We start from the raw sequence: 24,299 nt of genomic DNA, 5'->3' as shown, positions 1-24,299 counted from the left end.
TTATGCTAGGCTCTATATCCATGATCGCTGTTGCTTTGCTAATTGCTGTTGCGACATTCCCTGCGCTATGGAAAGCGAAGCAGCGGAAGGAAATCGTTGTAGCTTCTATTATTTTGATAGTTGCAGTGATTTCGGGCGTAGGTTATCTCAATAAGCTCGTTATATTCAATCCCATATTCATCATCCGCTCCACTTTTGAACCGATCGGGCGTGCTATATCCGATCTTTTTCAAGCTTAAAAGGGATTTGGCTTAAATAAGATTTAGGTGGTTTAATATGAGGCATATTCACCCAAGACAATATATGATTCTAACGGTTCTCTATACGATTGGCACATCGCTGCTTATCATCCCTTCTTTGCTGGCTACAGCGGTTGAGCATGATGCCTGGCTTGGAGCGGTATTTACAGCGGTGTTTAATATGCTGTACGTTTTCGTTTATGTGCTGCTACTGCAGCGATTTCCAGGCCTAAGCCTGGTGCAAATCGCAGAAAAGTTGCTCGGCAAATGGCTCGGCTCGGTAGTAGCGTGGCTCTATATCAGCTTCTTTCTGCTGCTCGCAGTATTGCTGCTGCAATTTCTTGGTCAATTTATTCATACTTCGATTTTGCCGTCTACGCCAGTGTGGTTTATTTACTTCACATTTATGATTGTGATCGTCATCGGGCTAGCCTATGGAGTTGAGGCATATGGCCGATCTGCAGAGCTGTTTTTTCCAATTGTGCTTTTATTTCTTGGCTTGATCATGATCGCGCTTGTATTTGAAATTGACGTGTCGCGCATGAGGCCAATCGGCGAGCGCGGCATGTCCCCGATCCTCTTATCGGGCTTAAAAATGTCAACGTTTCAGGAGCAGATTTGCTTAATGATGCTTGCTCCGTTAGTTGCCAATAAAGGCAAGCAAACGGCTGCCCGCGCGCTGGTAGTTGGAACTGCGATTGGTCTCTTGGTGCTAATTGCGATAACATTGCTAACCATTTTAATACTTGGCAGCTATAATACAGCTCATTTTGTTTACCCGGTATATGTGCTAGTTAAAAAAATCAGCATTGGTGATTTTTTTCAGCGGATTGAAATATTGATGATTGCAATATGGTTCCTCACCGTATTTGTTAAAATAGTCGTTACGATGCATGCTGGCTTAATCGGAATGACTCAAACATTGAATTTGAAAAGCTGCAAGCCGCTTATTCTTCCAGTTGGGCTGCTTATTGCGATCTATGCGATGATCGTATTTCCTAATACAGCCACATTTTTTGAGTTCGGTCGAGAAAGCTGGTTTTCATATGCGCTATCGTTCATTTTTGTTCTTCCAGTAAGTTTTCTTATTGTTGATATTGTTAAACGTTTTGTCGGGAGCCTGTTCAAGCATGAGGTGTCGGAGTAAAGCTTGGAGCAGCTGAGCCTGCTTCCTACTTTACAGCAACCTGATTGCGGCCATTGCGCTTGGCACTGTAAAGAGCTTGATCCGCTTCTATCAGGAGCGCCTGCAAGGTTTGCCCATTGCCGGGTTGCAAATGTGCAATACCGAAGCTCGCCGTAGCATTCAGCTTGAGATTGTTGACATATAGCGGCTGACTGGCAATATGCAGCCGAGCTGCATCGGCAAGCTGTCTAACCTGATCCGAGCTGTATTCCCATAGCGCAACTATAAATTCTTCTCCGCCATAACGAGCGAGCAGTGCGTCTTCTGGCAGTATATGTTTGCAGCATTGCACGACATGAATGAGCAGTTGATCTCCCACATCATGCCCGTAGCTGTCATTTACAAGTTTAAACCGGTCAATATCGAATAAAATGAGTGAAAACGGCTGCTTTTTTGCTTGTGCTTGCTGAAGGAGCTGGCTGGAAATTTTGAAAAATTGAGTACGATTATATATTCTCGTCAATCCATCATAATAGGCCTGGTGCTCCAATTCCTGCTGCAGCTGTTTTAATTCCGTCATATCAATCATCATAATTAGACTGCCAGCGCTGGCTCTCTTGCCTTGCTGAAGCTGAGAGGTACGAGCTTGGAAATAGCTGATGCCATAGCCATTGTCCAAAGAAAAATCAAAGGAAGCCTGCTCTTTGAGAGGAGATAGTGGGAAATTCATGTCTGTCAACTGCTTCCACACCCTATCCAGCTGAAGACCTATCATAGAATGCTGCATAGCTGGAAACATCTTTTTAGCGGCTGCATTAAAGTCAATAAGCCGCTGCTGTGAATCAAGCACAATAACGCCTTCGCTCATATTGTCAAATATCGTTTCCTTCGCGATAGGCAGCAAGGATAGCATATTCACTGATAAAATCGCCCAGATATAAAGTCCGGAAGAAATGCACATCACAATTGGTACAGGATCGATTCCAGCAGGCGTAGCGCCAATTAAATAGAGAAAGGCTGTAGCCATCGGGACAAGATGACCGCACATTAACACGAGATGCTGGGCTCGATAGGCACTTTTTATATGTTTCAGGCGAACTAACAGCAGAATAAAGGCATAAAACATACAGCTGAAAGTGAAAATGCCCTGCACAACATACCAAGGTCCGATTTCGATATCAAGTAGGGGGAGGCCGTATTCAGCATGTGGCTGAATGGATTTATAGTATAGATGGTGAGAATCATTGGTCGCAACGAGCAGCAATGTGATGGCAGGCAAAATAAAAAGGGAGGCAATTTGCTTACGATTCCATTGTTTGCCTAAAAATTGCAGGACGATAACTAGGCCTAATGAGGCTGCTGCCGGCATTCCGATATATTGTATCGTAGTCCAGAACATAATTTGCTCCATGGAGCTGCTGGTCAAGCCGATTGCATAGGAAAAGCAATAGATGGTTAGAGCGAGCGTATACAGCATGAAGGAGGTTGCGCCTTGAAAGCGCTCTTTGCGTGAAAATGCATAAACAAACAGAAAAAAATTAAGCACGCCCGACACGCAAATGAGTGCGATATAGGCTGTTACGGTTGACTCCATTAAATTCAGCTCCATTAGACAAATATATACGTTCCTATATTACCACATATAGCAAGCACAAATAAGCAGCTCCTTTGCAGTTGACAACTATTTTATGTTTGGCTATACTGACTGTAATCTTATAGTTGAACTTTACGATGAAAGAGCGCAGTAGCAGCTTTGTCTCTGTTCCAGAAAGTCAGGGGTGATGCAACCTGATACATGCAAAGCTGGCGAAATACACTCTGGAGTAACTTGGGTAATGCCAAGCGGCACTAGCGACCGATATCTCGCAAAGAGCGGCGCAGCTTCAGCTGCGCAATATGGGTGGTAACGCGGTTAATGATCGTCCCTTTGTCTGCACTGCAGATGAAGGGACGTTTTTTTATTTTTGTAAAAGATGAAACAGGGGTGCTATGAAATGAATATTATTGATGAATTGGAATGGCGCGAAGCTATCAACCAGCAGACAGATGCTGAAGGGCTGCGCAAATTAACGAGTGAAAAGTCCGTATCGCTATACTGCGGGGTCGACCCGACAGGCGATAGTATGCATATTGGTCATCTCATTCCATTTATTATGCTGAAAAGGTTCCAGCTCGCAGGTCATCGCCCGGTCATTTTGATCGGCGGCGCTACAGGAACGATTGGCGACCCGAGCGGCCGTACCTCCGAGCGTTCCTTGCAAACGCTGGAGCAGGTGCAAGCCAATGTCGAGGCGCTTACGGCACAAATGAAAAAGCTGTTTGTGACAGATGGCGACAATCAGGTGCGCCTCGTAAATAACTATGACTGGATTTCAAAAATTAACGTCATCGAGTTTTTGCGCGACTTCGGCAAAAACTTTAGCATCAATACGATGCTGGCGAAGGATGTTGTATCGAGCCGTCTTGACAGCGGCATCTCCTTTACCGAATTTTCGTACCAAATTTTGCAGTCGCTCGATTACCTTCATCTGTACCAGCATGAGGATGTGCAGCTGCAAATTGGCGGCTCTGACCAATGGGGCAATATTACGTCGGGGCTTGACCTGATCCGCAAAAAGGAAGGCGCGGAAGCGAAAGCATTTGGCTTGACGATTCCGCTTATGCTGAAGGCGGACGGCACGAAATTCGGCAAAACAGCTGGCGGCGCAGTTTGGCTTGATCCGAATAAAACGACTCCATTTGAATTTTACCAATTTTGGGCCAATACAGATGACCGCGATGTCGTCAAATATTTGAAATACTTCACCTTCCTCAGCAAGGAAGAAATCGATGCGTTGGCGGAAAAGGTAGCAACCGAGCCTCATAAGCGTGATGCGCAAAAAGCGCTTGCGGAAGAAATGACGCGCTTTGTACACGGCGAAGCAGCGCTGGAGCAGGCGAAGCGGATTACTGCTGCATTGTTTAGCGGCGATATTCGCTCCTTGACTGCCGAGGAGATTGAGCAGGGCTTTAAGGAAATGCCAACCTATACAGCTAATCGTGAGGAGAAAAATTTGGTTGATTGGCTGGTGGAGCTTGGCATTGAGCCATCTAAGCGTCAAGCACGCGAGGATGTAAGCAAGGGCGCAATTACATTGAATGGTGAAAAAGTGACCGATCTTGCCTTTACGGTAACCGCTGATCAAGCGATCGGCGAAAAATTTATCATTATTCGCAAAGGCAAAAAAAGCTACAGCCTCGTTCGCCTAGAGCAAAATTAAGAGATATAAGATGTGTACACATTGCGTACACATCTTTTTTTTATAATCGTGATACAGCAAGAAAGGAGCTGGTTGCGCGATTATGGAATGATATTGATAGAGGCGTACAATAATAAGATGAGAGATGCGTTTGGAGTGAAGCTTATGAATCGAACCCTTCTACTTGTAGAAGATGACGTGCATTTGAGAGAAATTATCCATGATTATTTTGCTGTGGATCACTGGGAGGTTGTTGAAGCGGACAACGGCGCAGCCGCGCTGGAAAAGTTTGATGATCAACAAGGTCAGCCCTTTGATTTAGTTATTCTCGATATTATGATGCCGTTGCTGGACGGATTTGCAGTATGCCGTTATATTCGCAAGCGTTCGGATGTCCCGATTATTATGATTACAGCAAGGGAAGCAGATGATGATCAGGTGCATGGCTATGAGCTTGGAGCAGATGAATATGTAACCAAACCATTAAGTCCCAAAGTACTGGTTGCGAGAGCCAATGCTTTAATCAAACGGGCAGAAGGAACTGTGGGAGCTGAAGATCATCGCTTAACGTTCGGGGAGCTGTCGATTCAGCTGCAAGCTCATCAAGTGAAGGTGCAGGATCAAGAAATATACTTGTCTCCCAAGGAATATGAGCTGCTCGTATACATGGCTAAGCATAATGGAAAGGTACTCAGCCGCGAGCAGCTGCTGACTGCGATATGGGGCTTTGATTATGACGGAGATGATCGAACGGTTGATACCCATATTAAAAAGCTGAGAGCCAAGCTTGGCGCAGAAGGACGTTTCATTAAAACTGTCATTCGCACGGGCTATAAATTCGATACAGCATGATGAGACGACATTCATTAGCGCGCAAGCTATTTATGATCACCTCACTCATTATTATTGGCTTGCTAGCCATTGTGCTCGTTTTTGAAAGCTTGTTTTTTGAACGCTTTTACCGATCAGTCAAGCAGCATGAGCAGGAGAAAGCGATTCATAAGCTTATCGAGCAAGTAGAACCACTGCAGGCGGATGAACAGGCAATTGCCTATGCGATCGGCTCTGCCATGAACGAATATGATGCCAGTATTGCGCTATTAAATGAAGAGTATAGTATAAAGCCGCTGGATATTTATGTGATCCATATGCAGGCTGGCGAGCATGAGATCGAAATCGTTATCAATGAAGAAGGAATACAATACGATGAGCTGCCTAAAAAACTGGCTCCGGGCGAAGAGCTCGTTGTAGACGGCATCTATATGGATCAACACGACACCGTTTTGCATCCGGTCTATTTTTATCCTGAAACGGTAAAGCCGGAGACTGGCTTGGTGCGCGTTCAAGGCACCATTACGAAGCTTTTGCTGCCAGAGCAGCGTTCCTTCAATCCCATGTATCAGGATATGCTCATTGCCGATATGCTGCAAGCCTGGAGACCATGGGAGCTTCCAGAGTTAAATGAAGACAGCTACGCTTACGCGACGACGCAGTGGCGCGATTCATGGAGCGGGGTGCCATATATTGCGACGCTTGGCAAGCTGCAGCATTCCAGCTCCTTCATCGTAATGATGTCATCACTGCAGCCTGTAAATGAGGCGATTTCCATGCTTCGCAAGTATGTGCTCGTTTTATTTCCTTTCATCGTTATAATCGTCATCGTACTGGCGGTGGTGTACTCGCGCTATATTGCAAAGCCGCTAGTCAAAATAAATGCATTTGCTGAAAAGCTCGCGCAGCTGCAATTTTCTGCGGAACCGCCGATCCAGACACGCGATGAATACGGGCAGCTATCTCGGCATCTCGTAACGTTATCGCAAAATTTGCAAAGGGCACTAGAGGAGCTAACAGAGAGAAATGAACAGCTTCAAGTGGAAATAGCAACGAAAATACGCTTGGAGGAGCTGCGCAAGGAGCTGGTTGCCAATATCGCCCATGAGCTGAAAACACCGCTTGCAGTAATGAAAGGGTATGCGGAAGGGCTGCAGGACGGAATAGCCGACCATAAGCGAGAGGCTTATCTGACACATATCGTCCGTGAGGCGGATGTGATGAATGAGCTGATTATGGACCTGCTGGAGCTTTCCAAATATGAAGTGAATGCGATAACGCTGAAGCTAACGCATTTTGATATTGTAAGGCTGGTGCAGGATGAAGTGGGTACCTTTGCCATTCAGCTAGCAGACAAAGCATTACAGGTCGAGCTAATTACAGATGAGCTTAGTCAGCCATTTGTGATCGGAGATAAAAAGCGAATAAAGCAGGTTATTGTAAATTTGTTAAGCAATGCGGTGCGTCATGCCGAACCAGGCTCGCAGCTTATCCTTACCATAAAACCTGTCGCGTATAAAAAGGTAGAAATAGAACTATACAACGAAGGCCGTCCGATTCCACAGCAGCATTTGCCGCGAATATGGGACAAGTTTTATCGTGTCGAGCAAGCACGGGATCGACGCTCGGGCGGTACAGGGCTTGGACTTACAATCGCCAAACATATTTTGCAGCTGCATCATAGTCAGTTCGCAGCAGTTAACAAAAAAAATGGTGTAGCATTTTATTTTACACTAACAGAAGGAAGTGCAGAGAATGAACATGAAAACTAAAAGCTTAATTGGCTTTATCGCCTTGGCAATTATGCTGAGTGGGTGCGGCACGCCTAATAATGAGGCAAACGGAGGTACTCCAAGCGCTCCAAGCACTCCAAGCACACCGTCGGCAAATGAGTCGCAGCTGCCAGCGAATGAGGACAAGGCAGAGCCAACGATGGAGCCAGCAGCGAGCAGCGATGATATTCATATTGTCATTGATCAAACTGAAAAACCGATTGAAGGCGACCGGAACAGCTTTGACTTTTCTGTGCAAAAACGCCCCGATGGCTATGCTTTAACGTCAATGGAATGGAGCTCGGCTAATCTTTCTGTTGTAAACAGCTTACAGGAAGCGATAGAGCACGGTGCCAACGGCGAGAATGGCTTTTATATTAGTGGAAATGGTCAGTTTATGGGCTTTTTCTACGATAAAGCATTAGCCGGTGAAACCGGGAAAGTCAGCTTTACCTTTACTGATGAACAAGGGAATGAGTTAATCTGGAGTAAAGAGGTTACGCTGCTTTAATACACCTATTTAAAAGCGCTCAGTTTGGTCATCATAATGACGATACTGAGCGCTTCATTATATAGAGGTAATTATGAGCGGCTTGATCGCAATTTATAATGTACGCACGCGGTATACAGCATCTTTTCATGCAGCGGATGAAAAACGGCTTGATGCTGAACTGCGGCAGGCTCAAGCATAAGCGCTTTATTGTTGTCAATTTGCTGGGCGATTTTGGCCTCCAGCTCTTGTAGTGTAAAAGCTTCATAAAATTCAATTTTGGTTTCCAGCAAATCAAGTCTGAATTCCATATCAATTCTCCTTCGTTCGAAAATTGTTCAAATTTCCATATAATTTCGTTGGCGATTTCGTGTACACTGACAGTAGATGAGAAAGGAGGGGGAGCAATGGCTGATGTACCGGGTTCAGTTTGGTTTTTTAGTATTGTCATTATAGCCCTAATTACCTGGATCACGCTTTGGGTTACGAAAAAGGCCTATTCTAAAAAATGGGATGAAACGGATAAAGAAGAAATTCACTAACTGTCGCTTTGCGCGGCAGTTTTTTATTTGTCTCACTGGTGGTCAAGATGCAAAAAAACTTCTTCGCCAGCGGCAGAAGAAGCATTCGTCGTAAATGGTGCCGCCTAGAGGACTTGAACCCCCAACCTACTGATTACAAGTCAGTTGCTCTACCAATTGAGCTAAAGCGGCGCAGCGATATGTAGTTTGCGAATGGTGCCGCCTAGAGGACTTGAACCCCCAACCTACTGATTACAAGTCAGTTGCTCTACCAATTGAGCTAAAGCGGCACAACAAATTCGTCGAACACAAAAGGTATTATCACATAGAAAATAAAAGAAATCAAGACCTCTTTGCAAAGATTAAATTTTCCGAAAATTTAATACAAACTGCATATTCAAATAGCTCTACTATTTTGCTCCTCCGCTTATAAAAAAGCTATGCACACCCAGCTTTTTATAGCATGGTATGCATAGCTAACATGATTTCAATATGATTTAATATGATTGCAATATGCCTTCATTAGGCAGTTTCTTCACTTGTCGCTTCTGTTCGCTCATTAATTTGCATCTCAATTTTACGAATGCGGTTTTTGCTCGTTTCGCGTACGATAAACGTTAAGTGCTCATATTCCAGCTTTTTGCCTGGCTTTGGCTCCTGCAGGTTGCTGTAAATCCAGCCGCCAATCGTTTCAACTTCCTCTTCCTCGAAGGAAACACCGGTTAGAGCATGCAGCTCATTAAGCAGAACCTTGCCGTCCAGCAAATAACAATTTTCATCCAGCAGCTCAATTTCCTTACGCTCGTCAGTGTCAAATTCGTCGCGAATTTCACCAACGATTTCTTCTATAATATCTTCTATCGTGATAAGACCTGAAGTTCCGCCGTATTCATCGACTAGGATTGCAATATGCACCCTTTCCAGCTGCATCCGCTTAAGCAGCGTTTTGACTGGAGTAACCTCTGATACGCTCAATACAGGATGGATCAGTGACTTAAGATCAAAATCACCCTTATTGTACTCAAGAAACAATTGCTTCGTATTAATCATCCCGACGATGTTGTCCTTGCTTTCCATCGCAACCGGGAAGCGGGTGTACTGCTCCTTGCGAATAATCTCGAGATTTTTTTCCAAGGAGTTATTGGTGTACAGGCAAACCATATCGGTGCGGGGCACCATAATTTCTTTTGCCAGCAGCTCGTCGAAGGCAAAGATGCGGCTTACATAGCCATATTCCGTGTTGTTGATTTTTCCACTCTGATAGCTTTCATTCAAAATGATTTGAATTTCTTCTTCCGAATGCGCTTCCTCATGCTCCTTGGCAGGCTTTAATCCGAACATTCTGACAAGTGCATTGGCTGAGCCGTTTAAAGTCCAGATAAACGGAAACAACACCTTGTAAAATAAAATAAGCGGTCGTGCAATCAGGAAGGATATTTGCTCCGCTTTTTGAATGGCCCATGTTTTCGGGGCAAGCTCGCCGACAACGACATGCAAAAAGGTAATGACAATAAATGCGATACCGATCGATAATGGATGGCTCAGACTTGTTGGCATACCAAGATCATGGAATACTGGTGTTAAAATCGCTTCGACGGTAGGCTCACCAAGAAAACCAAGACCTAATGCGGTACAAGTGATACCGAGCTGACAGGCGGATAAGTAAGCATCCAGATTACTTGTAATTTTTTGAACTGAAAAGACTCCTTTTTTTCCTTCTAGCACCAGTTGATCAATTCGACTTGAGCGAACCCGAACGATTGCAAACTCGGCTGCAACGAAAAATCCAGTTAAAAAAATTAATAAAGCAATCATGAATAACTTCAGACCTATGTCCATTTCTAATCTTCACTATCCTTTATCTTTAAATTTTATTCCTTATTGTATACTATAGCGAATAAAACAGTTCCCTATCAACTTAAGAAAGCTTGTGAATCCGCGTAATTAAGGTGTAAAGGGCGTGAAAAGGCGAAATAAAGGAGCAAACAGCGGTATTTTACCCGTATAGCATCCGGTTTTCGCTCATTATCTTTAATTTGCGCAATTATTGGTTAAATTTTACTGTTGATTTTATTTTACTATACGTAAGCTAAAATATGGTATACTATGTTTGACTCATTTTGCTCTTTAAAAAAATACCGGATTTTTCGATATAAATTGTAATAGCAACGCATGAGTGGAGGAAATCAGATGGATGCAAATGCGATGAAAGCAGCTAATCTTCAGCAGTTAAGGTCGCAGCTTGATTATTACACGGGGAAAAAAACAGCCAGTCGTAATCAGTCAACGTTTGAGCATGTGCTGCAAGGCCAGGCTGACATAAAAGTTTGGGACCCCAGGCTGGCGGAAGGCGTGCAAGGCGAACAGCAGCCAATATGGGGACAATTGCAGGCAGCCGGGAAAGGCATCAGCTATGTGCAGCGCTATGGAGAGTTCGAAGCGAGCCCTGTATACAGCGGCATCGCGGCAGCAGAAGCAGGCTCAGCTTTGCTAACGAGCAGCTCGGTCAACAGCAGCTTTGATGCAATTATTGAAGCAGCTGCCAATAAGTACGGTGTTAGCGCTGATTTGATTCAAGCCGTTATCCAGACGGAGTCAAACTTCAATCCGAACGCCGTTTCTCCAGCGGGAGCAAAAGGATTAATGCAGCTTATGGATGGTACTGCGAGAGGGCTTGGCGTAATGGACTCATTTGATCCGGTGCAAAATATAGATGGAGGCACTCGCTATTTGGCGATGCTGCTGAAAAAATATAATGGTCATGTCAGTGTTGCGCTTGCAGCCTATAACGCCGGTCCAGGAAGAGTGGACAGGCTTGGTATTGCAAATGAGCAGCAGCTGCTGGAAAAGCTGCACACACTGCCTGATGAAACACAGCGCTATATTAGTAAAGTTCATGCCGCTATGGCATAATAAGAAAACGGGAATGCGGCTTCCACGTTAAGGTGCTTGAGTGGGGGTTTCGCAGCTCCCGTTTTTGTTGTATATTGTACGTTGTATATTGAAACTGCACGGAAGAAGGAATAGATGATGCTTTATTTTGACCATTGTGCCTCAACGCCTCCGCATGAGGATGTCGTACGTACGATGATGGAAGTGATGACCAAGCACTATGCCAATCCATCTTCACTGCATGGCGGCGGCGTAGCGGCAGCCAGATTATTGGAAAAGGCAAGAGAACAGCTTGGTCAGCTTATGAATACAAAGCAGGGACGCTGGATTTTTACATCTGGCGGGACCGAGTCAAATAATTTGGCGATTAAAGGAGTTGCGAGAGCATTGCGCTCACGCGGCAATCATATCATAACCAGCAGCATTGAGCATGCGTCGGTTTACGAGGTGATGCAGCAGCTGAAAGAGGAAGGCTTTGACATAACCGAGCTTCCAGTAAGCCGAGAAGGCCATGTTCAGCTTGAAGACGTCAAGTCGGCCATTCGCGATCATACGATTCTGGTCAGCATTATGCATGTGAACAACGAGCTTGGAACCATTCAGCCAATTGCCGAAATTGGCGAGCTGTTAAAGTCATATCCAAAGCTGAAGTTCCATGTCGATGCCGTACAAAGCATCGGCAAGCTGCCAATTGATATTGAAGGCTGGGGCATTGATTTGCTCAGCGGCTCAGCTCATAAGCTGCGGGGACCGCGCGGTGTTGGCTTCCTCTATGTACGCAACGGCTTGCCGCTTGCTGCTCAGCAGGCTGGCGGCTCGCAGGAATTCGATCTGCGGGCAGGCACAGAAAATATTGCTGCGATTGTTGCAAGTGCCAAGGCGCTGCGCCTGGCAATCACGAAGCAGCCGCAGCTTGCGGCGCAGGTGGAGCAGCTGGCCGCTTATTTAAAGACTAGGCTGGCCGAAATTGCTGAGCTAAAGCTGAATGGAGGAGCTCCGCAATCGCCTTTTATCGTTCATTTTTCGTATCCGGGAATGAAGCCGGAAGTGATCATTCATATGCTGGAGCAAAAAGGGATATTAGCTTCTACGCGTTCAGCCTGCTCATCCAAGGACGACAAGCCGAGCCGTGTGCTGCTGGCGATTGGTGCAACACGCGAGGAAGCGGCGGGAGGCATTCGCATCAGCTTTGGCGAGGAGCACACGAAGCAGGATGTTGATCAGCTGGTGCTCGCTCTGCAGCAAATTGTGGCATCACTTAAACCGCTTGAGAGGGGAAGTAGACATTGAATTATGATCGTATCGTACTGCGATATGGCGACCTGACGATGAAAGGGCGCAATCGCAAAGTATTTGAAGATAAAATGCTGAAATCTGTAAAACGGGCGATGAAGCCGTTTCCTGAGGTGACCTACTGGCGCACCTATGGCCGCATGCATGTGCTGCTTAACGGCGCGCCTCATCAGCCTGTTATAGATCGCTTGAAGGATTTGTTTGGCATCGTTTCCGTTAGCCCGGTTATTTCGGTGCCGTCGGAGCTTGAAGCGATTCAAGCTGCGGCTCTCGACATTATGGCTTCCCTTAAGAAGCAGCCAGCAACCTTTAAAGTTAATGCGAAGCGCGCCTGGAAAGGCTTCCCGCATGGCTCACATGAGATGAATCATCTCGTTGGCGGTCATATTTTGCCGCGCTATCCTGAATTGCGAGTAGATGTGCATCATCCCGAGCTTGAGCTAAAGCTTGATATTCATGAGGAAGCTACTCATTTGTATTGGGAGACGATCCCTGCAGCTGGCGGCTTTCCATATGCAACAAGCGGTAAGGCGATGCTGCTGCTGTCCGGCGGTATCGACAGTCCTGTTGCAGGCTGGCTCGCTTTGCGCAAAGGCTTGGAGCTTGAGGCCGTGCATTTTCACAGCTATCCATTTACAAGCGAGCAGGCAACAGACAAAGTAAAAACGTTGACGCGCCGTCTTTCCTATTATGCTGGTGTGCCGATTCGTCTGCACCTTGTGCCGTTTACAGATATTCAGACGAAGATTGCTCACGGCAATCAGGAGAACTTAACGATTACGCTAATGCGCCGTGCTATGCTGCGCATTACCGAACTGCTGGCCGAGCAAGTGAAAGCGAACGGTATCGTAACAGGGGAAAGCCTTGGTCAGGTTGCCAGCCAAACCTTGTCCAGCATGAACGTAATCGGTCGCGTCGCAACGCTGCCGATGATCAAGCCGCTTATTACGATGGACAAGCAGGAAATTATTGAAATTGCACGCCAAATCGACACGTACGAAACTTCAATTTTGCCGTTTGAGGATTGCTGTACATTGTTTTTGCCGAAATCGCCAAGCACCAATCCAAATTTGCGTGTCGTCGAGCGTGTGGAGCATAGCATGGAGGATTATGATCTGCTTATTAAGCAGGCAGTGGAGAACACGGAAACAATTCTGCTAAGCTTTAATGAGAATAATAATGAAGCTTCACAAGATGAAGAAAACTGGTTTTAAGTGGAAGTTAAAAAGCTGGACTTTGATGATGCGGTTTTGCGTTGTAGCTTAGTCGGCGTCGAATCTTGAACGCTAGCGAAAACTGCGGTGCTCACGTAGCTTATTGCCTACGCTGCGCTCCTCGTTTTCTACTAGCGTCCAAGCTTCTTGGTCCTGAAAGCCCAGCTGTCGCTAATGAATCTGGATAACGTTATTTGTGATTAAAGTCGTTTTCTCTACTCTAATGAATGTACAGCGTCTTATTTGGCGGTTTTCACTGTAGTTGAGGCTGTTTGCTGTTCTTAAGGTTATGAATATTCATTAGAATTTCCAGCGACGCTAATCCGATCATTTAGCGTTACTCAGATTCTTTATACCTTTTCTTTACGCTTGCTTAGAGAATTGCAGACAATCCCGAGTTTACTTTCACATACTTTTAGCCCAAAAAGCACCTATTGCTTCAACTGCTGCTGGTAACCAGGCAGTTGTAAGCGATAGGTGCTTTTGTATTTGCAGAGTTTCTTAAGTATATTGGGTTGAAGTTTAGCATAGTATGACTTGAAGCTCGGTCATGCAGTTGCTAAGAGCTTGGAGTTCATTATGATGCTGCGTGTGATTGTTTTTCTTGCTTGCGCTTGTTTACGACATAGCCGCTTACCAGCACGAGCGCAATTACGATGATAATGAAAATCCAATACAAGGTATTATGACTTTCAAAAAATGATTTAAGGTCCAGCACCTTGGCTTTTTCGCCCGTAATCATTTTAGCAGCTGTGAAGGCCAGTACGGCTCCACCTATATAAAGAATCCAGTTGAATCGGTTCACCAGTTTTATGAAAAGCGTACTGCCCCATACGACAACCGGCACACTAATGATCAAGCCGATGACGACAAGCATCATATGGCCGCTGGCTGCACCAGCTACTGCGATGACGTTGTCAATGCCCATTGCGGCGTCGGCAATGATGATGGTGCGAATCGCCTGCCATAATGTTGTTCCGGCTTTAATATCATCATGCTGATCCTCTTGGACAAGCAGCTTGAAGGCAATCCATATTAGCAGAAGGCCGCCAGCAAGATGCAGCCACGGCAAATCGAGCAGCCTTACAACTAACAGCGTAGCTAAAATTCGTATCGTAATGGCCCCGACTGTTCCCCAAATAATTGCTTTTTTTTGTTTATCAGCTGGCAGGTTGCGAGCAGCTAGTGCGATGACGATTGCGTTATCGCCAGCAAGCACAAGATCAATAAAGATAATGTTCAGCAACGAAAGCCACCATTCTGCTGAAGTGATATCCATGAGTCGGTTCCTCCTTAAATATTCTGGCTTCATTGCCTATACTTCCTGCAGGAAAAGTATGTGGTTAGCCAAAGCTATAATAAATTGTCCATAAAGAAGCTTACACCAAAAAGTGTCAGACGTGAAGTGAAATTTTATAGGCTGTCATCATAAATGGCCAAGCTTGCTCATACCCCTATTAGAGGAAGTTCAAAAAGCTCGACTTTGATGACGAAGCGATCGCGTTGTAGCTTAGTCGACGGCGAATATGTCACGCTAGCGAAAACTGCGGTGCTCACGTAGCAAGTGCCTACGCTGCGCTCCTCGCTTTCTACTAGCGTGCCATCTTCTTGGTCCTGAAAGCCGAGCTTTTTGAACCTTTATTTGAATAGGAAGTTCAAAAAGCTGGACTTTGATGACGATGCAGCTTCTCTGTAGTGGATTCGACGGCGAATCTTGGACGCTAGCGTAAACTGCGGTGCTCACGTAGCTATAGCTCTACGCTGCGCTCCTCGTTTACTACTAGCGTCCAAGCTTCTTGGTCCTGAAAGCCCAGCTTTTTGAACACTCACTTAAAGAGGAAGTTCAAAAAGCTGGACTTTGATGACGATGCGATCGCGCTGTAGCGGATTCGACGGCGAAGCTTGAACGCTAGCGAAAGACTTATGCTTTCGAAGTATGTTTTCTGCGAAAACATTTGAGGTGCTCACGTAGCTATAGCTCTACGCTGCGCTCCTCGTTTACTACTAGCGTCCAAGCTTCTTGGTCCTGAAAGCCCAGCTTTTTGAACACACTCACTAGCAGAAGCCGAATAATTGCTACTTGTAGGAGGGGAAGCTTTGGACAGCCTCATTATTTTTGTTCAAATTATGTTAATTAATTTGTTATTAAGTGGAGACAATGCCATTATTATTGCAATGGTAAGCAATCAGCTTCCTGCCAAGCACCGCAATGCTGTCATCTGGTGGGGAACGTTGGCTGCGGTGCTGCTGCGCTGTATGCTAGTTGCAATCGCCTTGCCGCTGCTTAATATCCCATTTTTACAAGCAGCTGGTGGTTTGGTGCTGCTCTATATCGCGATGAAGCTGCTCGTTGATTTGCAAGGAACAGATCATGCAACGCCTGCGGTCAAATCGGTATCGCTCATGAGTGCAATAGGTACGATCATTACCGCTGATCTTGTTATGAGTCTGGATAATGTTCTGGCTATTGCAGCAGTTGCCAAAGGCGATCTTATTCTTATTATGCTCGGAATTGTGCTCAGCATTCCAATGATCATTTGGGGAAGCAAGCTGCTTGACAAGCTGCTAAAACGATTTGCTTTTCTCAGCTATGTTGGCGCGGCCTGTCTTGCCTTTGCTGCGGGGGAGATGATTATTAAGGATCAAGGGCTGCAATCGATGATTTTGTACAAAATGGGTGAGGATCTTACGATCATACCGCTTATGTGCATTCCGCTCGTTATTATTGCTGCAATTATGAAGCAGCGCCTGCAGCACCGATAAATGGTGACTTGAAGAAGATTGACTTTTAGAGCATATTCCTGTCTTTCACTAGCATAGGAATATGTTTTTTTGTGCAAACCTGATTAGAAGCCTAGTTTTTTTGTTACAATTCCGTTAAACTAATAAAGATCGAATTTTGAATAAAGGTAGTAAGGAGCGGAATGCTGGGATGATAAACAAATATTCCGCTGGGATTTTATTGTTAATTGTTGGTGTTATAATTTTGTTAGGCAAAGCTGGATTATTTAGTTTACTAGGTATGATGTTCTGGCCAATACTGGTATTGATACCTGGCATTTTAATTCATGTGCTTTACTTTGGCAGAGTGCTTCCAGCAATAACATTGGTTCCAGCCGGTATGTTGGTTGTATATGCAGTATTGTTTATTTTTTGTAGTTTTCTCGGATGGGACAGTTTGCGCTATCTTTGGCCGCTGTTTATTTTTGGCGTTGCCGTTGGTTTGTTCGAATATCATTTATTCGGATCGCCGAAACAGCGTTATATAAAAACAATTGCCATTGGTCTTGGTGCGGCATCTCTTATTTGTCTGTTATTAATCGCAACGTGGGGCTGGGGCATTTATGTTGTAGCACTGCTATGTGTACTGGCAGGCCTTTATTTGATGTACGGATCACGCAGACGTTGGTAAACATAAATTGAAAAGATGGAGTGGAAGCATTTAATGAAGGCTAGAGAATTATTACGCAATATCGCAATTATCGCACACGTTGACCATGGCAAAACAACACTGGTCGACAAACTGCTGCAGCAGTCGGGAACATTTAAAGAGCATGAAGCAGTTCAGGAAAGAGCGATGGACTCCAATGACATTGAACGCGAGCGTGGCATTACGATTCTCGCCAAAAACACAGCAATTAACTATAAGGACTATCTGATTAATATCGTTGATACGCCAGGGCACGCCGATTTTGGCGGTGAGGTAGAGCGTATTATGAAAATGGTCGATGGCGTATTGCTTGTTGTAGATGCATTTGAAGGCTGCATGCCGCAAACAAAGTTTGTACTGCGCAAGGCGCTTGAATCGAACCTGACGCCTATCGTCGTTGTAAATAAAATCGATCGCCCTAACGCTCGTCCGCTAGAGGTTATTGATGAAGTGCTTGACCTGTTTATCGAGCTTGGCGCGAATGACGAGCAATTGGAGTTCCCAGTCGTGTATGCTTCGGCATTAATGGGTACTTCCAGCCTTGATCCGGAAAAACAGGATGAAAATATGTTGGCGCTATATGAAACAATTGTCGAACATATTCCGTCTCCTAAAGAGAGCACGGAATTACCATTGCAGTTTTTAGTTACGTTGCTGGATTATAATGAGTATTTGGGACGTATTGCGATTGGCCGCGTTAATCGCGGGATCATTAAGCAGGGCCAGGCTATCGCGGTTATTAATCGTGAAGGAACTGTCAAACAAGCGAGAATTGAAAAGCTGTTTGGCTTCCAGGGGCTAAAGCGTCTTGAGATCGAAGAAGCAGGTGCGGGCGATATCGTTGCGATCGCTGGTATTAAAGAAATTAATATTGGCGAAACGATAGCAGATCCGGCTAATCCTGAGCCGCTTCCTGTCTTGCAAATTGACGAGCCTACGCTGCAAATGACGTTTTTGGTGAACAACTCGCCATTCGCTGGTCGCGAGGGCAAATGGGTAACCTCGCGCAAGCTGCGTGAGCGTTTGTTCAAGGAGCTGGAAACGGATGTAGCGTTGCGCGTTGAGGAAACGGAATCTCCGGACGCATTTGTCGTGTCGGGCCGCGGTGAGCTTCACTTAAGTATATTGATCGAAAATATGCGTCGTGAAGGCTATGAGCTGCAAGTATCCAAGCCTGAGGTTATTGTCAGGGAAATCGATGGCGAGAAATGCGAGCCGTATGAGCGCTTGCTTATCGATGTGCCTGAGGAAAGCATGGGCGCGGTTATGGAGTCGCTCGGCACGCGTAAAGCGGAAATGGTCAATATGGTTAACGAAGGCAATGGACAAGTAAGATTGGAATTTATTATCCCGGCACGCGGCTTGATCGGTTATCGCACGATGTTCTTGACGTTGACTCGCGGTTATGGCGTCATGAACCACGCGTTCGACAGCTACGGTCCTTATGTTCCGAATACGGTTGGAGGTCGTCACCAAGGCGTTCTTGTGAGCAGTGAAAATGGCGTCAGCACATTTTACGGCATGCTTAGCGTAGAGGATCGCGGCATCCTGTTCCTTGAGCCGGGCACTGAAGTATATGAAGGCATGATCGTAGGCGAGCACAACCGCGACAACGACATTATCGTCAACATTTGCAAGGAAAAGCAGTTGTCGAATGTTCGTTCAGCAGGCAAGGATGATACCGTAAAGCTGAAAACACCGGTATTGTTCTCGCTAGAGCAGGCGCTCGAGTATTGTAATGATGATGAATACTGCGAGATTACGCCTAAATCTGTGCGTCTTCGTAAAAAGATTTTGAATAAGAGTGAACGTGAGCGTGCTGAAAAGCATCGCAAAATGGCGCAAGCCAATTCCTAAGAGTGCGAGTTCAAAAAGCGCAACAAGCTTTTTGAATATGCTCTAATAGCTTTGGGGAGGCGTAACAATGCAAGCTTGGTTAAGTGATCACCCGCTCGTTTCATATCTGCTCATTCTCGGAATGACCTTCTTTATATTCCAAAATGTGTTTCGGCCGCAGCAGGTGAAGCTGCCGTTGTTGAAGGCGATTTTTATGTATTTGACGATGATTGTTGGCTCGGCGATTTTGCTTGTTTTGCAAATCGACAAGCTGCCAATTATCCAATGTATGGCGGTTGCCATAGTGATGATGGTAATGCTCCGCGCTCGCCAAATTTATGATAAATGGAAAAACAAATCAACCACGGCTGATTAAACCGTTCTAATCTGATGCGAAGGATTGGCAGCACCAATTAAGCATAACGGTGCTGCTTTTTCTTTTCGTGCTGATTGTAGCAGATGGGGAAAGAGAAGGTGAGAAAATGGCTAGCAATAAGCCGCAAACAAATCAAAATAATCAACAAGTAACAGCAAGTCGAGTAGCAACTAAAGGTTCAAAGAAAAAAAAGAAGCGCCCTGTCCTTAAAGCATTTTTATTTATTATCATATTTGCGCTATTGGTTGTAGTAGGCTATGGCGCATACATAGTAATAAAGGGCAATGAAGCGCTAAAAGACATTAGTATCGCTAATAACGTAGATGATGGTGGCGGTAAAGTAACCATTCCTGTAAAAGATTCGGTTAAGGCAAAGCCGGTTACAATGGTCTTGCTAGGCATTGACCAGCGCAAAGGCGGCGGTGGCTTGAATACCGATGTTATTATGGTTGCAGCGCTTAATCCAACGACTAAAAAAGGCGCTGTTATCGCGATGCCGCGCGATACAAAGATAAACTATCAGGATCGCACGCGCAAGGTCAATGCATTTTATGCCAATTTTTATACTGCTGCGCAAAAAAATGGCGCCGATAAGAATGAAGCAATGCGACAAGCTAAGGATGGCATGAAGCAGCTATTAGGTGAGTTTTATGGCGTACCGTTCCAGTATGCCGTTTCGGTTAATTTCCAAGGCTTTATGGATGTTGTAGACGTGCTTGGCGGCATTGAAGTCGATGTTGATATGCGCATGCGCTGGACCGATTCGCATGATGGCACCAATATTGATTTGCATCCGGGATTGCAGCCGCTTGACGGCAAGCAAACTTTGGACTTTGTCCGCTTCCGCCAAAGCAAGGATAACCCTAATGCATCCAGCGATTTCGAGCGCAATACGCGGCAAACAGTCGTCATCAATGCAATCTTGAAAAAGATGATGTCGCTTGGCGGAGTTACGAAAATCGGCAATGTGATCGAAGAGGTTAGTGAAGACGTGCATACCGATATGCCGAGTGAGGAAATTACTCGCTTGCTAACAACCTATTACAATATCAATATGGATAATATTACATTTATGACCCTGCAAGGAAAATGGTCAAACCCTTATGTTGAAGCTGATGCGCAATCATTAGCTGAAGCACAGCAATTATTGCAATCGATAATATCAGAATGAGTAAACGAAACCTATCATATACTGTAGTAGTTAAGCATCCGTCGTCATGAACAATGTGAGGAGGCAAAGCGATGTACGGTGTAGGAAAGGTTGCGAAAAGCAAGTTTAGCTTACAAGTAAAGCCTAGTACAAGCGACTAGGCTTTTTGTGTTTTTCCTAACGCTATTTAAGCAGCAGTAATGCTTGCCGAACGCTTATTCACCTTTCAGCTTTTGCTCATGCTCTTCGATCATTTGCTCTGGAGTATGATACTTTCCTTCATCGTTTTTGTTGGTCGCTTCAATTTGATTGTCATTAGCTCCCGGCATTAAATCTGTCGGTATTTGCGGCACGATGCGGCCAACAATATCTGCCAGCTCTTCAATAAAGCCTTGAACCGGACGACCAGCTCGTATATCGTCGCCAATTTCGGCAATACGCTCACCCAAATCAACATCGGCGGTGACAATTGCGTGTACGCCGTACGGATCTTTTCTGAATGCTTCAGAAACAGAATACTTAATCGTTCCTACACGGGATCGTTCAAGCTTGGGGTCTACATTAATCCCGACGATAGCGGTATTGCCAATCACCACGACATGGGCGTCCTCAACGCCTTCAATGCCTTTGGCGAGATTCTCCAGGTGAAGGGCAGCCTCCTCTTGATTGTCAGCTACGGCTCGAGGCTTAACTTGCTGCGTTTGCATCGAATTATTATTGTTGTTGGAAGGTGGGGTTGCCTGCGAGTTACAGCCAGCTAACGATACGAGCATCAGCGCTAATACAACTAGTTCCTTTTTCATATGATTCACCTCGCGTTATCAACATACTTATTGCCCAATGTAGTGTGCGCTTAGCTGCAGCTTTCTATGTACAATGACGTTGAATGAGGAGGGAGCTCAATGAGCCAAATTATAGTCCTTGATACAAATGTGCTGCTGCATGACCCGCAAGCAATTTTTGCGTTCCCTAAGGATGAAGTGGTCATACCTGCGATTGTTTTGGAAGAAATTGATTCCAAGAAGCGCCTTGCAGATGAGCTGGGGCGCAATGCCAGATCAATTTCCCGTTTATTGGATAAAATCAAGGAGGGCGGACAGCTGCACAGCGGCATTGAGCTGCCGAGCGGTGGAACGATTCGGGTTGAGCTGAATCATCGTAATTTTGCTCAGGTGCAAAATCTGTTCGGCGAAATTACGAATGACCATCGAATCATTGCGGTAGCCATGAATTATCAATCGGAGCAGCAGCAGGTCGAGGAGACCAAGCGCAAGCAGGTTGTGTTGGTCAGCAAGGACGTGCTGATGCGAATTAAAGCGGATGTGCTGGGCCTTGCAGCGAGAGATTATGTAGCAGATCCGCATCTCAACAAGGATGAACGATATAGCGGCTTTTTTACACTCTATGTGCATCCTGCTATTATTGATGAATTTTACACCTTTCGCTATCTGCTAATAAACAATCTCGGGCTGAAGCATGTGTTGAATCCGCATGAGTTCGTCATTTTGAAGGACGAGATGGGCACGACCAAGTCGGCGCTGTTAAAGGTTAATGCTGCTGGCACGAGGCTGGAGCCGCTTTATTTGAGTAATGATCCAATCTGGGGAATAACAGCGCGCAACGCACAGCAGCGGATGGCGCTTGAGCTGCTAATGAATGATGAAATTCCGCTTGTGACGTTGACCGGCAAAGCAGGAACAGGAAAAACGCTGCTGGCACTTGCCGCGGGGCTATTAAAGGTAGAGGATGAGCATAAATACAAGAAGCTGCTGATTGCCCGGCCGGTTGTGCCGATGGGCAAGGATATCGGCTATTTGCCTGGCGAGAAGGAGGAGAAGCTAAGGCCTTGGATGCAGCCGATTTATGATAATTTGGAGTTTTTGTTCGATACTAAAAAATCAGGCGACATTGAAAAAATATTGATGGGCTTAGGCAGCATTCATGTGGAAGCATTAACCTATATTCGCGGCAGATCGATTCCTGGGCAGTTTATTATTATTGACGAAGCGCAAAATTTAACAAGTCACGAAATTAAAACGATAGTTTCGCGAGTCGGAGAAGGCAGCAAAATTGTACTTGTCGGAGATCCGGAGCAAATCGATCATCCTTATCTGGATTCACTAAGCAACGGGCTTACGTATTTGGTCGAGCGCTTTAAGCAGGAAAGCTTAAGCGGCCATATTGCGCTGGAGAAAGGCGAGCGCTCCAAGCTGGCGCAGCTGGCAGCGGATTTATTATAAGCTCATCGTGCACTCGAAATACAAATAAGCAGAAAGTCATCCTTGAAAATAGGTCAAAGGATGGCTTTCTGTTTTAATCTTATAGGTGGAGGTTATGGGATAAATTTACTATAAAAGTCTAGTTTGGTATGTAAGCGATATACATTATCAATAGTTATGTTATACTAGTAATATCCGATGCGAAAAGGAGACGAGCTGTGTTTACTAGAAAAACGATTCCATTTATCGTTGGTTCAATTTTACTAGTAGCTGTTGCTTTTCTATTTTTAACAGATGAACTTGATTGGACCTATGTGTCTGATTTGTATAAAGATGAGCCGGCCGTGGTCGTTGTGCCTGAGGAGGAGCCTGTACAGAATGTCAAGCTCGAGGTAGCGGTGAATCTTGATGCGCAGCAATATGATGAGCTTATAAGCTTGGCTGAGCAAGTCCATGAAAGCTATCCGCAGCTTGATGTGCGCATAACAAACTACTTCGAAGAAGGACTTAGCTACGAGGACTGGGAAACACGAGCGAGGCTGGGAGAGCTTGGAGACATTCAGCTCGTGCAAAATGAGTGGGTTGTTCCGCTCGCGATCCAGGGGCTGTACCAGCCTGTTGATCGATTGATGAACAACGATGTGCTGAGCGACCAATTGCCAGGTATTGTCGATGCTTTGAAATGGAATGGCTATATTTGGGCTGTGCCTTATGAAACGAACCCGTACCTGCTTTTTGTGCATCAGCAGGCTGCAGCAATGCTTGAAGACGGTGAACCTGCTGCAACCGATCCGCCGCAGCAGGCACAAAACAGCACTGGACAGCAGCAGGAGTCAAGCAGCGAGGCTAATGGAGCGGCGAATGAAGCAAACTCTGGCGACAGCTCGGAGAGCGAGGCCAATCAAGCCAGTTATTTGTTGAACTGGAGCTTTAAGCAGTGGCTGGAACGCTATGAGCAGGCTGATGATTTTGCGGGCCCGTTGCTGAATATAGATCCTGAACAGCTTACAAGTGCGCTCGTATGGCTGGCGTTATGGCATAATGCCAACGATGAGCCGATGAAATTAGCCGAGCTGAGCGAGCAGCAGCTTGAGATGCTGCACTACTTAACGGAGCATACGGCAAACATCGAGCCGTCACTAAAGCTTAGTGAAAGTGAGAGTGCCGCTCAGCGGCCGTTTCTCTATTTGACAACGGCAAAAAATTATTTTTCACAGCGCGCCTTGATCGAACAAAACTATGAGCAGAAGCTGCTGATTGCACCGCTGCCGTGGATGAACGGCAAAAGCTTTATGCTCAGCGCAAGCACCTCCGCCGGGGTGAAGGCTGAAGCTGCAATGCAATGGCTAGAAGTCGTTAATCGCTTTCAGCCTCAGGATACGATTATCCATCGCAAGCAATACTCGGCTTACAGCAGTGATTCCGTACAAATTAAGCTTGGTACCCAGCTGCAGCAAAAGCTGCTTAACAGACAGCTTTTTGAAGTCGATCCCAAGTGGGTCATTCGCTATGAGCAGCTTCAGCAGCAATGGAAAAAAGCATCTACCATTGAGCAAAAGCTCGGTATATTTCAACAATAAAAGCAGCTCCCTTTGCCTTATGCAGCTATTATCGCTGTACGGACATAAAGGTGCTGCTTTTTAGATTGCAATATGCTCCGAGTTGATTTGG

Annotated in this window: 22 protein-coding genes, 2 tRNA genes and 1 other annotated feature; of the genes, 17 read left to right on the top strand and 7 right to left on the bottom strand. The window is 45.6% G+C overall.

Annotated elements, in window-relative coordinates:
- Positions 1-2 precede the first annotated feature (2 nt).
- Entirely contained in the window at positions 3-239 is a 237-nt protein-coding gene (locus KJS52_RS11980) for a hypothetical protein (protein WP_213515342.1), read from the top strand.
- Between the two features lie 37 nt (positions 240-276).
- Positions 277-1,386, top strand: coding sequence for a GerAB/ArcD/ProY family transporter (locus tag KJS52_RS11975; RefSeq protein WP_213515340.1), 1,110 nt, complete (start codon positions 277-279; stop codon positions 1,384-1,386).
- A 25-nt stretch (positions 1,387-1,411) separates the two neighbouring features.
- On the opposite strand, the gene KJS52_RS11970 is transcribed toward KJS52_RS11975, so the two are convergent.
- Positions 1,412-2,959: a histidine kinase N-terminal 7TM domain-containing diguanylate cyclase gene (locus KJS52_RS11970; protein WP_213515337.1), complete on the bottom strand. Its 1,548-nt coding sequence runs from the start codon at positions 2,957-2,959 to the stop codon at positions 1,412-1,414.
- 128 nt (positions 2,960-3,087) lie between these two features.
- Positions 3,088-3,295 (top strand) — a binding site (T-box leader).
- Between the two features lie 64 nt (positions 3,296-3,359).
- Here KJS52_RS11970 and tyrS point away from each other — a divergent pair.
- The 4 genes from tyrS to KJS52_RS11950 all read left to right on the top strand — a co-directional run bounded on the left by tyrS (position 3,360) and on the right by KJS52_RS11950 (position 7,718).
- A complete protein-coding gene (gene tyrS, locus KJS52_RS11965) occupies positions 3,360-4,625 on the top strand; it encodes a tyrosine--tRNA ligase (RefSeq protein WP_213515335.1) in 1,266 nt (421 codons plus the stop codon).
- Between the two features lie 144 nt (positions 4,626-4,769).
- Entirely contained in the window at positions 4,770-5,456 is a 687-nt protein-coding gene (locus tag KJS52_RS11960) for a response regulator transcription factor (RefSeq protein ID WP_213516136.1), read from the top strand.
- Positions 5,456-7,207, top strand: coding sequence for a sensor histidine kinase (locus KJS52_RS11955; protein ID WP_213515333.1), 1,752 nt, complete (start codon positions 5,456-5,458; stop codon positions 7,205-7,207). The genes KJS52_RS11960 and KJS52_RS11955 overlap by 1 nt, the downstream gene beginning before the upstream one ends.
- Positions 7,191-7,718: a hypothetical protein gene (locus tag KJS52_RS11950; RefSeq protein ID WP_213515331.1), complete on the top strand. Its 528-nt coding sequence runs from the start codon at positions 7,191-7,193 to the stop codon at positions 7,716-7,718. Before KJS52_RS11955 ends, KJS52_RS11950 begins: the two co-directional genes overlap by 17 nt.
- A gap of 71 nt (positions 7,719-7,789) precedes the next feature.
- Here KJS52_RS11950 and KJS52_RS11945 read toward each other — a convergent pair whose 3' ends face one another.
- A complete protein-coding gene (locus tag KJS52_RS11945) occupies positions 7,790-8,008 on the bottom strand; it encodes a DUF2536 family protein (RefSeq protein WP_213515329.1) in 219 nt (72 codons plus the stop codon).
- A 96-nt stretch (positions 8,009-8,104) separates the two neighbouring features.
- Between KJS52_RS11945 and KJS52_RS27715 the strand changes: the two genes are divergently transcribed.
- Positions 8,105-8,239: a hypothetical protein gene (locus KJS52_RS27715; RefSeq protein WP_281425591.1), complete on the top strand. Its 135-nt coding sequence runs from the start codon at positions 8,105-8,107 to the stop codon at positions 8,237-8,239.
- Positions 8,240-8,334: 95 nt separating this feature from the next.
- Here KJS52_RS27715 and KJS52_RS11940 read toward each other — a convergent pair.
- The 3 genes from KJS52_RS11940 to KJS52_RS11930 form a co-directional block, all read right to left on the bottom strand.
- Positions 8,335-8,410 (bottom strand) — tRNA-Thr (locus tag KJS52_RS11940).
- Between the two features lie 22 nt (positions 8,411-8,432).
- Positions 8,433-8,508 (bottom strand) — tRNA-Thr (locus tag KJS52_RS11935).
- A 232-nt stretch (positions 8,509-8,740) separates the two neighbouring features.
- Positions 8,741-10,033, bottom strand: coding sequence for a hemolysin family protein (locus KJS52_RS11930; protein WP_246563473.1), 1,293 nt, complete (start codon positions 10,031-10,033; stop codon positions 8,741-8,743).
- Between the two features lie 375 nt (positions 10,034-10,408).
- Here KJS52_RS11930 and KJS52_RS11925 point away from each other — a divergent pair, with 375 nt between their 5' ends.
- The 3 genes from KJS52_RS11925 to thiI all read left to right on the top strand — a co-directional run bounded on the left by KJS52_RS11925 (position 10,409) and on the right by thiI (position 13,617).
- Positions 10,409-11,131 carry a lytic transglycosylase domain-containing protein gene (locus KJS52_RS11925; RefSeq protein WP_246563470.1) on the top strand — a complete coding sequence of 241 codons (723 nt, stop codon included), beginning with the start codon at positions 10,409-10,411 and terminating at the stop codon, positions 11,129-11,131.
- 117 nt (positions 11,132-11,248) lie between these two features.
- Complete coding sequence (locus KJS52_RS11920) at positions 11,249-12,400, top strand: cysteine desulfurase family protein (protein WP_213515325.1); 1,152 nt, start codon at positions 11,249-11,251, stop codon at positions 12,398-12,400.
- On the top strand, positions 12,397-13,617 hold the full coding sequence (thiI, locus tag KJS52_RS11915; RefSeq protein WP_213515324.1) for a tRNA uracil 4-sulfurtransferase ThiI: 1,221 nt from the start codon (positions 12,397-12,399) through the stop codon (positions 13,615-13,617). Before KJS52_RS11920 ends, thiI begins: the two co-directional genes overlap by 4 nt.
- A 577-nt stretch (positions 13,618-14,194) precedes the next feature.
- On the opposite strand, the gene KJS52_RS11910 is transcribed toward thiI, so the two are convergent.
- Complete coding sequence (locus tag KJS52_RS11910; RefSeq protein WP_213515322.1) at positions 14,195-14,896, bottom strand: TerC family protein; 702 nt, start codon at positions 14,894-14,896, stop codon at positions 14,195-14,197.
- Positions 14,897-15,714: 818 nt separating this feature from the next.
- Between KJS52_RS11910 and KJS52_RS11905 the strand changes: the two genes are divergently transcribed.
- From KJS52_RS11905 to KJS52_RS11885, 5 genes are all read left to right on the top strand, one after another.
- Positions 15,715-16,380 carry a TerC family protein gene (locus KJS52_RS11905; protein ID WP_213515320.1) on the top strand — a complete coding sequence of 222 codons (666 nt, stop codon included), beginning with the start codon at positions 15,715-15,717 and terminating at the stop codon, positions 16,378-16,380.
- A gap of 169 nt (positions 16,381-16,549) precedes the next feature.
- The gene (locus KJS52_RS11900; protein ID WP_213515318.1) at positions 16,550-17,029 is read left to right on the top strand and encodes a hypothetical protein; all 480 of its coding nucleotides are present in this window, start codon (positions 16,550-16,552) and stop codon (positions 17,027-17,029) included.
- A gap of 33 nt (positions 17,030-17,062) precedes the next feature.
- Positions 17,063-18,904, top strand: coding sequence for a translational GTPase TypA (typA, locus tag KJS52_RS11895; protein WP_213515317.1), 1,842 nt, complete (start codon positions 17,063-17,065; stop codon positions 18,902-18,904).
- Positions 18,905-18,971: 67 nt separating this feature from the next.
- Positions 18,972-19,259, top strand: a complete 288-nt coding sequence (locus KJS52_RS11890) for a YlaH-like family protein (protein WP_213515315.1) — start codon at positions 18,972-18,974, stop codon at positions 19,257-19,259.
- 67 nt (positions 19,260-19,326) lie between these two features.
- On the top strand, positions 19,327-20,430 hold the full coding sequence (locus KJS52_RS11885; RefSeq protein WP_213515313.1) for an LCP family protein: 1,104 nt from the start codon (positions 19,327-19,329) through the stop codon (positions 20,428-20,430).
- Between the two features lie 194 nt (positions 20,431-20,624).
- Here KJS52_RS11885 and KJS52_RS11880 read toward each other — a convergent pair whose 3' ends face one another.
- A complete protein-coding gene (locus KJS52_RS11880) occupies positions 20,625-21,212 on the bottom strand; it encodes a YhcN/YlaJ family sporulation lipoprotein (protein WP_213515311.1) in 588 nt (195 codons plus the stop codon).
- A gap of 99 nt (positions 21,213-21,311) precedes the next feature.
- Between KJS52_RS11880 and KJS52_RS11875 the strand changes: the two genes are divergently transcribed.
- Both KJS52_RS11875 and KJS52_RS11870 read left to right on the top strand, forming a co-directional pair.
- Positions 21,312-22,649 carry a PhoH family protein gene (locus KJS52_RS11875; RefSeq protein WP_213515309.1) on the top strand — a complete coding sequence of 446 codons (1,338 nt, stop codon included), beginning with the start codon at positions 21,312-21,314 and terminating at the stop codon, positions 22,647-22,649.
- A 197-nt stretch (positions 22,650-22,846) separates the two neighbouring features.
- A complete protein-coding gene (locus tag KJS52_RS11870) occupies positions 22,847-24,208 on the top strand; it encodes a type 2 periplasmic-binding domain-containing protein (protein ID WP_213515307.1) in 1,362 nt (453 codons plus the stop codon).
- Positions 24,209-24,299: the final 91 nt, after the last annotated feature.

It is taken from the genome of Paenibacillus montaniterrae, assembly GCF_018403185.1.
Classification (GTDB): Bacteria; Bacillota; Bacilli; order Paenibacillales; family Paenibacillaceae; genus Pristimantibacillus; species Pristimantibacillus montaniterrae.
Note: the sequence above shows the minus strand (reverse complement) of the source record. Positions and strands in the feature narration are given on the sequence as shown.

Excerpts from the sequence above, each read along its gene's own strand:
- KJS52_RS11980 (WP_213515342.1), top strand. The coding sequence starts at position 3 with ATGCTAGGCTCTATATCCATGATCGCTGTTGCTTTGCTAATTGCTGTT.
- KJS52_RS11975 (WP_213515340.1), top strand. The coding sequence starts at position 277 with ATGAGGCATATTCACCCAAGACAATATATGATTCTAACGGTTCTCTAT.
- KJS52_RS11970 (WP_213515337.1), bottom strand. The coding sequence starts at position 2,959 with ATGGAGTCAACCGTAACAGCCTATATCGCACTCATTTGCGTGTCGGGC.
- tyrS (WP_213515335.1), top strand. The coding sequence starts at position 3,360 with ATGAATATTATTGATGAATTGGAATGGCGCGAAGCTATCAACCAGCAG.
- KJS52_RS11960 (WP_213516136.1), top strand. The coding sequence starts at position 4,770 with ATGAATCGAACCCTTCTACTTGTAGAAGATGACGTGCATTTGAGAGAA.
- KJS52_RS11955 (WP_213515333.1), top strand. The coding sequence starts at position 5,456 with ATGAGACGACATTCATTAGCGCGCAAGCTATTTATGATCACCTCACTC.
- KJS52_RS11950 (WP_213515331.1), top strand. The coding sequence starts at position 7,191 with ATGAACATGAAAACTAAAAGCTTAATTGGCTTTATCGCCTTGGCAATT.
- KJS52_RS11945 (WP_213515329.1), bottom strand. The coding sequence starts at position 8,008 with ATGGAATTCAGACTTGATTTGCTGGAAACCAAAATTGAATTTTATGAA.
- KJS52_RS27715 (WP_281425591.1), top strand. The coding sequence starts at position 8,105 with ATGGCTGATGTACCGGGTTCAGTTTGGTTTTTTAGTATTGTCATTATA.
- KJS52_RS11930 (WP_246563473.1), bottom strand. The coding sequence starts at position 10,033 with ATGATTGCTTTATTAATTTTTTTAACTGGATTTTTCGTTGCAGCCGAG.
- KJS52_RS11925 (WP_246563470.1), top strand. The coding sequence starts at position 10,409 with ATGGATGCAAATGCGATGAAAGCAGCTAATCTTCAGCAGTTAAGGTCG.
- KJS52_RS11920 (WP_213515325.1), top strand. The coding sequence starts at position 11,249 with ATGCTTTATTTTGACCATTGTGCCTCAACGCCTCCGCATGAGGATGTC.
- KJS52_RS11910 (WP_213515322.1), bottom strand. The coding sequence starts at position 14,896 with ATGGATATCACTTCAGCAGAATGGTGGCTTTCGTTGCTGAACATTATC.
- KJS52_RS11900 (WP_213515318.1), top strand. The coding sequence starts at position 16,550 with ATGATAAACAAATATTCCGCTGGGATTTTATTGTTAATTGTTGGTGTT.
- typA (WP_213515317.1), top strand. The coding sequence starts at position 17,063 with ATGAAGGCTAGAGAATTATTACGCAATATCGCAATTATCGCACACGTT.
- KJS52_RS11890 (WP_213515315.1), top strand. The coding sequence starts at position 18,972 with ATGCAAGCTTGGTTAAGTGATCACCCGCTCGTTTCATATCTGCTCATT.
- KJS52_RS11880 (WP_213515311.1), bottom strand. The coding sequence starts at position 21,212 with ATGAAAAAGGAACTAGTTGTATTAGCGCTGATGCTCGTATCGTTAGCT.
- KJS52_RS11875 (WP_213515309.1), top strand. The coding sequence starts at position 21,312 with ATGAGCCAAATTATAGTCCTTGATACAAATGTGCTGCTGCATGACCCG.